Genomic DNA, 13,311 nt, shown 5'->3' on the forward strand with positions numbered 1-13,311 from the left:
ATATTACTCACCCGTTCGCCACTCGCCACCAGAGCAAGCTCCGTGCTGCCGTTCGACTTGCATGTGTAAGGCATGCCGCCAGCGTTCAATCTGAGCCAGGATCAAACTCTTCAGTTTAATCTCTGTTTAATGTCATTTCTGACAGGTCGGACAGTATCACTACCATCCAAATCTTTTGCATTGCAAAAGATTTGCTCACTCAAAAAACTGACAGGCTACTTCCGAAGAAGTATCCTATTTCATTATTTCTTGTGAACATTTGATATTTTAAGCTTTACAGCAATCCGAAGATCGCTGCTGCACTTACATCAAATGCCCACACTTATCGACTGTTAATTGTTAAAGAACGGTATTCGGTGCTGCTTATTTACTGCTCTCGCGCTATGGACAAAGCGTTGTGTTTGTCAGCTGCGAAGAAGGAAGAGTATGAAGCTTTTTCAGCATTTCGTCAACCTTCTTTTTTACCCGCCTCACTCGGCATTTGCATGCATCGTTCAGCGAGGGGGCGAATTATAGCCCTGCCACGCACGCCCTGCAAGGGCTATTTTGATGCCACAGGCTTTCCTCACCGCCCAGCAAGCCTTGCCTTCACTTCAAGCGCCTTTTTGTGCAGCCTGTCGCAATCGACTGGCGTAGTTCGTGGTCTTTCGGCACAGTGGCAACATCAGACTCTGACGCTACTCAACAAGGGTTAAACTTGCCCGCTGCGTCGATTAACTCTTGTACTTGAAAGTGCCCCCCATGCTTCCGATTTCCAGCCTGCCCCACTTGTTGAAAACCATCCTCGCTTGGTTGCAACGGGCATTCGACGCGACGACGACCTGGGTTACCCAACTGTCCTGGTGGAAATTTTTCCTGTTCGCGGCGCTGGCCCTGATCGCCGGCTCCATTTTGCAAGATGAGCTGTTCTCGTCCAGCCAGGAGGAAGAAGTTGTCATCAAGTCGCATAAACGCAGCAGCAAAGGTTCGGGGGATACCAATATCCTGATCGACGATACCGGCATCCATTTCAACCCCCGCAACAGCAAGAACCGGCGCAGCAGCACAGCCGACGCCGCCAGTGATACGGCCGATGCCGCCGAGGCGGACGAGCAGGCAAAAGCGGTGCCGCCGACACCGCCCGAACCGCCGGCCGCCCCCGCCAAGCCCAGCTATCCGGTGACCACCAATGCATCAGGGGAAGAAGTCCATATTGGGTTGCCGCCGCAAATCGGTGAAGAGTTGTCGAACGCCATAGAAGAAGCGGTCGATGATGCGGCAGAACAAAAAGTGTCGCGCTACCATCAGCAAGCCTCGACCTGGTTCAAGAGCTTTGTCTCGCTGTTGGTATTGGCCCTGTTCGCCATGAAGGCGCTGGTCGGCGGCAAGAAACGCGCCGAAGCGGAGACCGTCACGGCAAACGAGGCTGCCGAGCGCGAATCCATGCAGCGCCAACTCAGCGAAGCGAAGATGCAGATGATGCAAGCGCAAGTCGAGCCACACTTCCTGTTCAACACACTTGCCTCCGTCGAGCACCTGATCCAGGTCGATCCGCCGCGCGCGGCCAAGATGCAGCGCAGCCTGATCCAGTATCTGCGCGCCGTGCTGCCGCAAATGCGCGACAACGCCCTGATTACCAACCTGGGCCGCGAAGCGGACATGGTGCAAGCGTACTTGAACTTGCTGAAGATGCGCATGGAAGAACGCCTGACCGTCGATTTCCAGATTCCCGACGGCCTGCGCAGCGCCGCCTTCCCGCCCATGATGCTGCAATCGATGGTGGAAAATGCCATCAAGCATGGCCTGGAAGTCAAACCGGAAGGCGGCACCCTACGCATCGTGGCCGAAGTGGCGCACAGCAAGCTGCGCGTCATCGTCACCGATGACGGCCTGGGCTTTGGCGTGGTGCCCAGCGATGGCACGGGACTGGGTTTGCCCACCATCCGCGAGCGCCTGAAACTGCTGCATGGCGACCAGGGCAGCCTGACCATCACACCCAACCAGCCTAGCGGTGTGTGCGCCGTGATCGAAGTGCCATATCAGCTGTCTAAATAAGACAGTTGATAAAAACGCTAAATCATTGAATAATCAATCTTCGCCTGTTCACACTTGAGACCTATGCCTACCGCTATTATTGCCGACGACGAAAGACTGATGCGCGACCAGTTGCGCCTGCGCCTGGGACAGGCCTGGCCTGAACTGGAAATCATCGGCGAAGCCAAGAATGGCGACGAAGCGATCGAACTGGTGGAGCAGCTCAAGCCTGACTTTGCTTTCCTCGATATCCGCATGCCAGGCAAGACGGGCATGGAAGCGGCGCAAGTGATAGGCAGCAAGACCCATATCGTCTTTGTCACGGCCTACGATACCCACGCCGTCGAAGCCTTTGAGCAGGGCGCCGTCGATTATGTGCTCAAGCCGCCCGAGCATGAGCGCTTGCTGGTGACGGTGGAGCGTCTGAAAATGCACTTGAACAAGCCGGCCCTGGACGTCAACAGCAGCGTCACGGCCATGCTGTCGCAGCTGGCGGAGAAAATAACAGCCAAGCCCACCTATTTGCAATGGATACAGGCCAGCATCGGCCAGGACTTGCGCATGATCCCCGTAGAAGAGATTTTATTTTTCCGCTCTGACGAGAAATACACCTGCGTGCAGACAGCCAAGTATGAGGCGCTGATCCGCAAGCCCGTGCGCGACCTGGCCGAAGAGCTCGATCCATCATTATTCTGGCAAATCCACCGCGCCACTCTGGTCAACGTGAATGCCATCGAAGGCGTGACACGCGATATCCGCGGCCGTCACCTGGTGCTCATCAAAGGAAAATCCGACAAGCTCGAAGTGAGCCGCAGCTTCTTGCACCTGTTCAAGCAAATGTAAGTCACTCGCCGCCGCCGGCCCAGGCCGGCACGGCGTATAGCTCTCTTCTTTCTCCTTCCTGCGCCACATCAAGCCGCGCCTCCCCAGCAGGCATAGGCTATATCAAGTCCCGCCCGCCATTCCTGCCCTGCATTCGTTCACGTTCGCAAGGAGAACCCATGCCCGACCGAGGCAGTCCCACGCTGCTGCGTATCCTGCCGTTGGGCATGGCAGCGGCGCTATTGCTGTGCTTGTTTCCTCCGCTGAAGGCCCGCCGACAACGGCAGGCGCGTGGTCAGGCCATTATCGACAGCGCCAGCGACGCCATCATCAGCATCGACAGCGGGCAACTCATCCTGCACGCGAACGCGGCGGCAGCCAGATTATTCGACGACACGCCAGCCGGCATGCGCGGCATGCGCCTGGGCCACTACATCCTGCGCGACTTGCGCACCCTGGACAGCCTGGGCAACCACGAGGGCGATCCGCCGTTTGGCGACATCAGCCAGGAGCTGCGCCTGACAGGCCGGCGCGCCACCGATTACACATTGACGGGACGGCGCAGCGATGGCGCCATGTTTCCCCTCGAAGGTTCGCTCTCCAGCATGCAGGAGGATGGCCAGAGCGTATTTACCGTCATCGTGCGCGACATCAGTGTGCGCCAGCAAATGCATGAACAGCTGGCCCGCTCCTTTTCACAATTGCGTGAATTGTCGAGCGCGCTGCAATCCATCCGCGAAGAAGAGCGCAAGCATATCGCGCGCGAACTGCATGACGACCTGGGGCAGTTGCTGGCCACCCTGCGCGTCGACCTGACCCTGGTGCGCCAGCACACGGACACGACCCCGCCCCTGCAGTCCCTGCTGCACAGCATGGACGGCTTGCTGGTGACGGCGATCACTTCGCTGCGGCGCATCGCCAGCAACCTGCGCCCGCGCGCGCTCGATGAAGGGGGATTGTATTTTGCACTACAGAAGCTGCGCCACGATTTCCTGCAGCGCCGGGCCGTGCATTTTGAGTTAATGGCCGACGAGGCCGACCTGGTGCTCGACGATGCGCGCAGCACGGCCATCTACCGCATCGTGCAAGAAGCGCTGACGAATATCGCCCGCCATGCCGAGGCGAACCACATTACCATCGCCCTGCACCGCATCGACTCTTCGCTGGCGATCACCATCCAGGATGACGGCTGCGGCATTGCCGAACACGACCTGGAAAAAGCCACGGCCCTGGGACTGCTGGGCATGCGCGAACGGGTGTGGGGCTTGAATGGCAGCATCCATATCGGCGCCGATAGCAAACTGAGCGGCACACGCATCGACATCTCGCTACCCATGCAGGCAGAGGCGGCTACCGCGGCGCACCAATAAAAAAGGCGCCCGCAGGCGCCCTTGTCATCCATCACATCAACTGATGCTTAGAATTTGTGTGCGATACCAACTTGGTACGAGGTCAGCGACTTGACGCGCTCGCGGCCAGCGTAAGCGTACACGTCGGTGCGCTTCGACAGGTGGTAGTCGTAGCCGACGCCGAATTCCTTGATGGTGTCCTGATCCTTGACCTTGTTGTTGCTTTGCTCTTGCTTGCCATACGACACTTTGGCATCGCCGCCGCCAACTGTATAGTTCAGGCCGATCAGGTAGGACTTGTATTCGCCGCTGGTAACCACCTTGGTGTCGCCTTTCGAGTAAGCTGCCGTGATCTTGGCTGGTCCGAATTTATAGCCGCCACCGATGGACCACAGGTCAGCCTTGGCTGCCGTTGCCGTTGCTTGCACGGCCTTTTCGTAGCCGGCGTGCAAGCTGATCGGGCCATTGTCGTACGTTGCCAGACCGATCACGCCAGCATCAGCGCTGTTGACTTCGCTCAACACGTATTGCAGGCTGCCCACGAAACCTTCAAAGCTTGGGCTGTTGTAGGTCACGGCATTGTTGACGCGCGAGGTGCCGACGCCCGAACGCAGCAGGGCTTCATTGTTCTTGCCGACCACGCCATAGGTGTTGAAAGGGTCAACGCGGGCGATGGTGCCATCCACCAGATTCTTGGTGCGGCCCAGGATGGCGGTACCGAAAGCGCCTTTCAAGCCCACATAAGCTTGACGGTCGAACAACACGCCTTTTTGCGCGCCGGTGTCGGCCAGGAATTCACTTTCCAGATTGAAAATTGCGGACAGGCCGCCACCCAGATCTTCCGTGCCCTTGAAACCGAGGCGCGACGCATTGTTTTCGCGTTCCATGGTCGGCTGGCCAGTGGTCTTGGCGATACCGAGGTCAACCAGACCATACACGGTGACGTTCGATTGTGCTTGCGCCGTAGCTGCTGCGAAGGTGCCGATGATCAATGCTGCCAGAGTAATTTTTTTCACTTGAGATTCTCTACATTAGGTTGGACAAGTTGAGCTGCTGCTGAGCTGCTGAGCTGCTGAACCGAATCATGCCCACGAAATACTTCAACAATATGACATCGACAAGATGTTGCTTTTTGGCACGATAGCGTGTTACATAAAAACAACAGGCAAAAAAAAACCGCCCGAGGGCGGTTGATGTTGCCGTTCCGGCCTTACTTCAGGCGGCAGCTCAGCAGCCAGTAATACTCCAGGCGTTTCATACGGATTTCGCGGGCCGAGTGGGCAAATTTCTTGCGCAGATGGCTATCCGACGGGAAATTCTTCAGCACTTCATAGCGCTCGCCCCCATCCGTCGTGCGGAACTGGTGGGTATTGCCTTCCAGGTCAGTGCGCGCGATGACGGTACTGCTGCCATCGACATAGGAATTGTCGATCAGCACCAGCAGGATGTCCTTGCCCAGCTTGCTGCGCAATTGCTTCAGGTATTTACCCTGGTCTTCGCGCTTGACGTGCGACCACCAGAAACCGGCGAACACGGCCGTGAACTTGCCCAGCAAGTCATCGGGCAAATTGAACGCATCGAGCTTGGCGAAGCTAACGTTGTCGGGCAAGTCGCGGGCCTGGACCAACGCCAGCATTTCATCGTTGATATCGGTGGCCAGCACGGACTCGGCCGACTCGGCAACCACGTCCGTCCAGTAACCGGTACCACAGGCCAGTTCCAGCACGGTGTGGCCTTCCAGCACGTCGGCGACCTTGTCGCGCAACACTTCCAGGTCTTCCTGGCGTTCGGGCTTGTCATAAACGCGCTCGTACTGCTGCGCGATGGTGGCGTAATATTTGGCAAGCTGATCGGTAATCATTGTTTCTTCTCTTCTTAAATAATCTTGGCCAGGCACATCGCCAGGCCGTGTCATGCATTGTTATAGTTCGTAGTGCTCTTTCTCACCGCTCATTGCCTGCTCGATGAGCTTGCGATTCAAGGTCGGCGTCAGCAACTCGATAAAGGTATAGATATAGCTGCGCAAATACGCACCCTGCTTGACGGCCACGCGCGACACATTCATGCCGAACAAATGGCCGACAGGGATGGAACGCAAGCCTTTATCGCGCTCGGCATCGAAGGCCATACCCGCTATGATACCAATTCCCATGCCCAACTCGACATAAGTCTTGATGACATCGGCATCGATGGCTTCCAGCAAGATGTCCGGTTTCAGGCCACGCATCACGAAAGCATGGTCGATCTTGTTGCGTCCGGCAAACGCACTGTCATAGGTAATCAGGGGGAAAGCGGCGATTTCTTCCAGGGTCACGGACTTCGACTTGAGCAGCGGATGGTCGACCGGCACCACCACCACGTGCTCCCATTGATAGCAAGGCAAGGTAATCAAGCCATCGATGGCGGCGATCGATTCCGTGGCAATGGCCAGATCGGCCTGGTCGCGCTGCACCATCTCGGCGATCTGGCGCGGGTTGCCTTGCAGCAATGATAATCTGACCTTGGGGAACTTCAGCATGAACGCTTGCACGACCTTGGGCAAGGTGTAGCGCGCCTGCGTATGCGTGGTGGCAATGGTAAAGCTGCCGCTGTCCTGCGCCGCGAATTCCTTGCCGATGCGTTTCATGCTGTCGATTTCCTGCATGATCAGCTCGACCGATTCCAGCACCAGGCGGCCCGGCTCCGTCAAGCCGCGGATGCGCTTGCCGTGGCGCGTGAAAATATCCACGCCCAGCTCTTCCTCCAGCTCGATGATGGCTTTCGACACGCCAGGTTGCGAGGTGAACAAGGCCTTGGCGGCGTCCGTCAGGTTATAGTTCTGCCGGACCGCTTCGCGCACGAAGCGCAGTTGATGGAGATTCATTGCTGGTTTGCCCTAGATTGCCGTGATTTGCCGAATTTCCGCCCCACCCATGATTTTGCGTTCATGCATATACGCATATCGCATATAAGCAAATGCGTACTTAGTAGTTTGGAATAAACACTAAGTTTATTACTATTGCGGGTACTTTGGGGGTGCAAGCATGACTTTGTCTTATATAGTCTCAGGATTTGCCGTAGGATTACTCGTAGGAATGACCGGCGTGGGCGGCGGCTCGCTGATGACACCGTTGCTGACCCTGCTGTTTGGCGTGCCACCCTCCATCGCGGTGGGCACCGACCTGGCTTTCGCTTCGATCACCAAGAGCGCCGGCACCCTCACGCACCGCCTGCGCGGCACCATCCGCTGGGATATCGTCAAGCGCCTGTGCATCGGCGCCCTGCCCGCCGCCGTCGTGGCCACCCTGGCGCTCAAATCGTTCGGTACCCTGTCGCCGCAAATCGGCCAGATCATCCGTTACTCGATCGCCGCCTCCGTACTGCTGACCGTCGTGGCGTTGATCTTCAAGGGCAGCATGTTGGCTTGGATTAATGCACACCCAGAGAAACAATTACAAGGCAACAAGCTTACCGCCGCCACCATCATCGCCGGCGCCGTGCTGGGCGTGCTGGTAACGGTCTCGTCAATCGGCGCCGGCGCCATCGGCGCCACCCTGCTGGTGATGCTGTATCCACGCATGAGCTCGGCCGAAGTGGCGGGCACCGACATCGCCTACGCCGTGCCCCTGACGGCCATCGCCGCCCTGGGCCACTGGTGGCTCGGTTCCATCCACTGGGAATTGCTGGCCTCGCTGCTGGTCGGTTCCCTGCCCGGCATCACGCTCGGCTCCTGGGTGGCCCGCTCCGTGCCGGAAAAGTTTTTAAGAGTGCTGCTGGCGGTGACCTTGACCGGCGTGGCAATAAAGCTAATCTATTAAAGACAAGAGCAGTATCAAGAACATCATCCCCGGCAATCTTCCAGTACCCCGGCTTTTTTAGGAATTGATATGTACCATTACGATCAGTACGACCACCTCATCATCAAAGAGCGCATCGCCCAGTACCGAGACCAGGTTGCGCGCCGTATCGCCAATGAACTGACGGAAGAGGAATTCATCCCGCTGCGCCTGCAAAACGGCCTGTACATGCAACGCCACGCCTACATGCTGCGCATCGCCGTGCCGTACGGCTTGCTGTCGGCCAAGCAGATGCGCATGTTCGCGCACATCGCGCGCAAATATGACCGCGGCTATGGCCACTTCACCACGCGCCAGAACATCCAGTTCAATTGGATCGAGCTGGAGCAAACGCCCGACATCTTGACGGACTTGGCGTCGGTGGAAATGCACGCGATCCAGACTTCCGGCAACTGTATCCGTAATACAACATCTGACCCCTACGCCGGCGTCGCCGCCGATGAAATCATCGATCCGCGCCCGTACGCGGAAGTGTTGCGCCAGTGGAGCACCTTCCACCCCGAGTTCATCGCCCTGCCGCGTAAATTCAAGGTCGCCATCAATGGCGCCGAGGAAGACCGCGCCGCCATCGCCGTGCACGATATCGGCTTGACAGCCGTGCGCAACGCCGCTGGCGAAGTGGGCTTCAAGGTAATGGCGGGCGGCGGCATGGGCCGCACGCCGATTCTGGGCAGCGTGGTGCGCGAATTTTTACCGTGGCAACACTTGCTGACGTACATACAGGCCATCATGCGCGTATACAACCTGCATGGCCGCCGCGACAACAAATACAAGGCGCGCATCAAGATCTTGCTCAAAGCCATAGGCGTGGAAGAATTCACGCGGCAGGTGGAAGCGGAGTGGGTGGACTTGAAGGACGGTCCGGAAACATTGAGCGCCGAGGAAATGCAGCGCGTGGCGGACTTTTTCAATCCGCCCGCCTATCTTGCCCTGCCGGAACTCGACTACCAGGCAGAGCACGCGGACAACAAGGCCTATGTGAACTGGCTGGCGCGCAACGTCAAGCCGCACCAGCGCCCCGGCTACGTGGCCGTGGTGCTGTCGCTGAAGAAAACGGGCGTGCCGCCGGGCGACGCGACGGCCGAGCAGATCGACTTCGTGGCCGAGCTGGCCGACCGCTACAGCTTTGGCGAATTGCGCGTGACGCATGAACAAAACCTGGTGCTGGCCGACGTCGAGCAATCGAAACTGTTCAGACTGTGGCAGGAAGCCAAGGCGCATGGTCTGGCTACGCCGAACATCGGTTTGCTGACCGACATGATCTGCTGCCCGGGCGGCGATTTCTGCTCGCTGGCGAACGCCAAGTCGCTGCCGATCGCGGCCGCTATTGCGGAACGCTTCGACAGCATCGACTTCCAGCACGACATCGGCGAAATCGAGCTGAATATTTCCGGCTGCATCAATGCCTGCGGCCACCATCACGTGGGCAGTATCGGCATCCTCGGCGTCGACAAGGATGGCAGCGAATGGTATCAAGTGTCGATTGGTGGCGCGCAGGGCAACAATGCCGCCATCGGCAAGATCATCGGACCATCGTTCTCTTCCCTGCAGATGCCTGAAGTCATCGGCCGCCTGCTGCACGTCTACGTGCGCGACCGCCATGAAGGCGAACGCTTCGTCGATACGGCCCAGCGCCTGGGGCTGGCACCGTTCAAGGAACATGTGTATGCAACGCCGATCACGATCGGCAACCTGGTGGGAGAAGACGAATATGTTTGAATTACGCGAAGAAATCATCAAGAACGCCGCCGTGGTGCCAAATAGCTGGGGCTTGCTGCGCCTCGATGAAGACGACACGCCGGAAACGGTGGTCGTGCCCGCCGGCAAGGTCATCGTGCCCCTGCCCGTGTGGCAAGCCCAGCGCGACACCCTGGCCGCCCGCCTGCCCGACATCGGCGTCTGGCTGGCCAGCGACGAGCGCCCGGAAGACCTGGCGGCCGACGTGGCGCAGCTGTCCGTCATCGGCGTGGATTTCCCGAAATTCACCGATGGCCGCGGCTATTCCATCGCCTTCAACCTGCGCGCCCGCCTGGGTTTCCAGGGTGAATTGCGCGCCATCGGCGACGTGCTGCGCGACCAGTTGTTTTCCATGCACAGGGTAGGCTTTGACGCGTATGCCACCCGGCCCGACCGCAGCATCCATGACGCTCTGAAAGGTTTATCGGTCTTTTCGGAAACCTACCAGGCGTCGTGGGATCAAAAATCGCCGCTGTTCCGCCGCCACCAGCGCGAAGGCCAGAATCCTGACCTCGACAACGCGGCTGGCATCTGAGGAAGCGTCATGAACGATCTGACTACTTTAATTGACGCCACCGAGCAAACGCTGACACGCATCGCCGCGGACTTTTCGCCGGCCGTGTTCGCGTCCAGCCTGGCAGCCGAAGACATGGTGCTGACTGACATGATTCTCAAGGCAAAGCTGCCCATCAGCATCTTTTCCCTGGAAACAGGTCGGCTGCACCAGGAAACCCTGGCCGTGCTCGACAAGGTCAAGGTCCGCTACGACCACGACATCACCCTGTACCGCCCGCAGCCGGAGGCGGTGGCCGCCTATGTAGAGCAGAATGGCCTCAACGCGTTCTACAACAGCGTCGAGATGCGCCGCGAATGCTGCCGTCTCCGCAAGGTCGAACCGCTGGGCCGCGCCCTGGCCGGCAACAAGGCCTGGATCACGGGCCAACGCCGCGCCCAGTCCACCACGCGCGCCGAGCTGCACGTGCAGGAAGACGACGCGGCACACGCGATGACGAAATTTAATCCGCTGGCCGACTGGTCCGAGCAGGATGTGTGGGACTATATCCGTGCCAACGACGTGCCCTATAACGCGCTGCACGATCAGGGCTACCCATCCATCGGCTGCGAACCGTGCACGCGGGCCGTCCAGCCGGGCGAAGATGTGCGCGCCGGACGCTGGTGGTGGGAAAACCCGGATTCCAAGGAATGCGGCCTGCACATGGTGGACGGCAAATTGATACGCATCAAATCCGTGGCAGCTTGAACAGACACAACAGACTCAGCAGAACAAGAAAGCACCTCATATGAGCAATATTTTGAACCAGCGTCACCTCGACAGCCTTGAATCGGAAGCCATCCACATCATGCGCGAAGTGGCGGCCGAATCGGCCAACCCTGCGCTGCTGTTTTCCGGCGGCAAGGATTCCGTCGTCCTGCTGCGTTTGGCCGAGAAAGCCTTCCGTCCAGGCAAGTTCCCATTTCCCCTCGTGCATATCGACACGGGCCACAATTTTCCGGAAGTCATCGCTTTCCGTGACAAGAAAGTGGCCGAGCTGGGCGAACGCCTGATCATCGGCTCCGTGGAAGACTCGATCCAGCGCGGCACGGTGCGCCTGCGCAACCCCGCCACGGATTCGCGCAACGCGGCGCAAGCCGTGACCTTGCTGGAAACCATTGCTGAATACAAATTCGACGCCTGCATCGGCGGCGCCCGCCGCGATGAAGAGAAGGCCCGCGCCAAGGAACGCATCTTCTCGTTCCGCGACGAATTCGGCGCCTGGGACCCGAAAGCCCAGCGTCCCGAGCTGTGGGACTTGTATAACACGCGTGTGCATCCCGGTGAAAACATGCGCGTCTTCCCCATCTCGAACTGGACCGAACTGGATGTGTGGCAATACATCGCCCGTGAACAATTGGAATTGCCGCCGATCTACTTCGCCCACGAGCGCCAGGTGATCCCGCGCAATGGCTTGCTGGTGCCGCTGACGGATCTGACGCCGCCACGCGAAGGCGAGACGGTGGAAACGCAAGTCGTGCGCTTCCGCACGGTGGGCGATATCTCGTGCACCTGCCCGGTGTCGTCCGATGCGGCGACGGTCGACGCCATCATCGCCGAAACGGCAATCACGCAAATCACGGAACGGGGCGCCACCCGCATGGATGACCAGACTTCCGAAGCCTCGATGGAAAAACGCAAGAAAGCAGGGTATTTCTAATGAACGCAGCACTCCAGAACACCACTCTCACCGATAGCGTTGAACGCGGCATGTTGCGCTTTATCACGGCCGGTTCCGTCGATGATGGCAAGAGCACCCTGATCGGCCGTTTGCTGTTCGACAGCAAGGGCATCTTCGCCGACCAGCTCGACGCCATGTCGCGCTCCAAACACAAGCGCACGGTGGGCGACACGGTCGACCTGTCCTTGCTGACGGATGGCCTGGAAGCAGAACGCGAGCAAGGCATCACCATCGACGTGGCTTACCGTTACTTCGCCACGCCGAAACGCAAGTTCATCATCGCCGACACGCCGGGCCACGAGCAATACACGCGCAACATGGTCACGGGGGCCTCGACGGCCGACGCCGTCATCATCCTGATCGACGTGTCGAAAGTCAAACTCGGCGACGATGGCAGCGTGGAATTGCTGATCCAGACCAAACGCCATTCGACGATTGCCCACTTGCTGCAGATCGAGCACGTAGTCGTCGCCGTCAACAAGATGGACCTGGTCGATTACGATGAAACGGTGTACAAGCGCATCGTGGCAGCCTACCGCGAATTCGCCCAGTCGCTGGGCTTGAAGGACATCACGCCGATCCCGCTGTCCGCCTTGACGGGCGACAATGTTGTCGAACGCGGCGACAAGCTGGGCTGGTACACGGGCCCGACCCTGATCGAACTGCTTGAGTCCTTGTCCGTCTACGATGAATCGCACGACACGCCCTTCCGCTTCCCGGTACAGCTGGTGGCGCGCCACAACGGCCACGAAGCGAACGACTTCCGCGGCTACATGGGTCGCATCGAGGCGGGCAAGGTCAGCATCGGCGACACCCTGGTAGTGCAGCCCTCGGGCCAGACGGCAACAGTGAAGGATATCGTCACCCTGGACGGTTCGCTGCCAACGGCCGTGGTAGGCCAATCCGTGACCCTGCTGCTCAATGAATACCTCGATATTTCGCGTGGCGACTTGCTGGCCGGAGCGGACCGCCCCGCCACCCTGCTGAAACAGGTGGTGGCCGACGTGTGCTGGCTGTCGGAAGACCCGCTGTATCTGCGCCGCAAGTACTGGATCAAGCACGGCACCAGGCAGACGGCCGCAAAAGTGACGGCAATTGAATCGATTCTCGATATCAATACGCAGCAGCGCCATCCGGCCGAAGGTTTGAAGCTCAACGATATCGCGCGCATCAGCCTGAACGTGCAGCAGGCGCTGGCGGCCGACGCGTATGCCGATATCCGCGCCACCGGTGCGTTTATCCTGATCGATGAAGTCACCCACCAGACCGTCGCCGCGGGCATGGTTCGGCTGTAACCCGCGTCTCGACTGAGGAAGGCAA

Annotated in this window: 12 protein-coding genes and 1 rRNA gene; 9 read left to right on the top strand and 4 right to left on the bottom strand. The window is 58.9% G+C overall.

Annotated features, from left to right (window positions below):
- Positions 1–117 (bottom strand): 16S ribosomal RNA (locus tag CSZ94_RS03335); the annotation flags it as partial.
- A gap of 624 nt (positions 118–741) precedes the next feature.
- Between CSZ94_RS03335 and CSZ94_RS03340 the strand changes: the two genes are divergently transcribed.
- The 3 genes from CSZ94_RS03340 (at position 742) to CSZ94_RS03350 (ending at position 4,205) form a co-directional block, all read left to right on the top strand.
- Positions 742–2,034, top strand: a complete 1,293-nt coding sequence (locus CSZ94_RS03340; RefSeq protein WP_102120207.1) for a sensor histidine kinase — start codon at positions 742–744, stop codon at positions 2,032–2,034.
- Between the two features lie 63 nt (positions 2,035–2,097).
- A complete protein-coding gene (locus tag CSZ94_RS03345; protein ID WP_102120208.1) occupies positions 2,098–2,856 on the top strand; it encodes a LytR/AlgR family response regulator transcription factor in 759 nt (252 codons plus the stop codon).
- A gap of 158 nt (positions 2,857–3,014) precedes the next feature.
- On the top strand, positions 3,015–4,205 hold the full coding sequence (locus CSZ94_RS03350; protein WP_102120209.1) for a PAS domain-containing sensor histidine kinase: 1,191 nt from the start codon (positions 3,015–3,017) through the stop codon (positions 4,203–4,205).
- A gap of 47 nt (positions 4,206–4,252) precedes the next feature.
- On the opposite strand, the gene CSZ94_RS03355 is transcribed toward CSZ94_RS03350, so the two are convergent.
- The 3 genes from CSZ94_RS03355 to CSZ94_RS03365 all read right to left on the bottom strand — a co-directional run bounded on the left by CSZ94_RS03355 (position 4,253) and on the right by CSZ94_RS03365 (position 7,047).
- Positions 4,253–5,200: a porin gene (locus tag CSZ94_RS03355; protein WP_102120210.1), complete on the bottom strand. Its 948-nt coding sequence runs from the start codon at positions 5,198–5,200 to the stop codon at positions 4,253–4,255.
- A gap of 194 nt (positions 5,201–5,394) precedes the next feature.
- Entirely contained in the window at positions 5,395–6,045 is a 651-nt protein-coding gene (locus CSZ94_RS03360; protein WP_102120211.1) for a class I SAM-dependent methyltransferase, read from the bottom strand.
- Between the two features lie 60 nt (positions 6,046–6,105).
- Positions 6,106–7,047 (bottom strand): CysB family HTH-type transcriptional regulator, encoded by a 942-nt coding sequence (locus tag CSZ94_RS03365; protein WP_102120212.1) that lies wholly within the window; start codon positions 7,045–7,047, stop codon positions 6,106–6,108.
- A gap of 160 nt (positions 7,048–7,207) precedes the next feature.
- On the opposite strand from CSZ94_RS03365, the gene CSZ94_RS03370 reads away from it, so the two are divergent.
- The 6 genes from CSZ94_RS03370 (at position 7,208) to CSZ94_RS03395 (ending at position 13,286) form a co-directional block, all read left to right on the top strand.
- Positions 7,208–7,981, top strand: a complete 774-nt coding sequence (locus CSZ94_RS03370) for a sulfite exporter TauE/SafE family protein (RefSeq protein ID WP_102120213.1) — start codon at positions 7,208–7,210, stop codon at positions 7,979–7,981.
- A 69-nt stretch (positions 7,982–8,050) separates the two neighbouring features.
- Positions 8,051–9,739, top strand: a complete 1,689-nt coding sequence (locus CSZ94_RS03375; RefSeq protein ID WP_102120214.1) for a nitrite/sulfite reductase — start codon at positions 8,051–8,053, stop codon at positions 9,737–9,739.
- Positions 9,732–10,292 (top strand): DUF934 domain-containing protein, encoded by a 561-nt coding sequence (locus CSZ94_RS03380; protein WP_102120215.1) that lies wholly within the window; start codon positions 9,732–9,734, stop codon positions 10,290–10,292. The genes CSZ94_RS03375 and CSZ94_RS03380 overlap by 8 nt, the downstream gene beginning before the upstream one ends.
- A 9-nt stretch (positions 10,293–10,301) precedes the next feature.
- Positions 10,302–11,018 (top strand): phosphoadenylyl-sulfate reductase, encoded by a 717-nt coding sequence (locus tag CSZ94_RS03385; protein WP_102120216.1) that lies wholly within the window; start codon positions 10,302–10,304, stop codon positions 11,016–11,018.
- Positions 11,019–11,058: 40 nt separating this feature from the next.
- On the top strand, positions 11,059–11,970 hold the full coding sequence (gene cysD, locus CSZ94_RS03390) for a sulfate adenylyltransferase subunit CysD (protein WP_102120217.1): 912 nt from the start codon (positions 11,059–11,061) through the stop codon (positions 11,968–11,970).
- Positions 11,970–13,286 (top strand): sulfate adenylyltransferase subunit 1, encoded by a 1,317-nt coding sequence (locus CSZ94_RS03395; RefSeq protein ID WP_102120218.1) that lies wholly within the window; start codon positions 11,970–11,972, stop codon positions 13,284–13,286. The genes cysD and CSZ94_RS03395 overlap by 1 nt, the downstream gene beginning before the upstream one ends.
- The last annotated feature ends 25 nt before the right edge of the window (positions 13,287–13,311 follow it).

It is taken from the genome of Janthinobacterium sp. ROICE36 (assembly GCF_002869965.1).
Classification (GTDB): Bacteria; Pseudomonadota; Gammaproteobacteria; order Burkholderiales; family Burkholderiaceae_D; genus Janthinobacterium.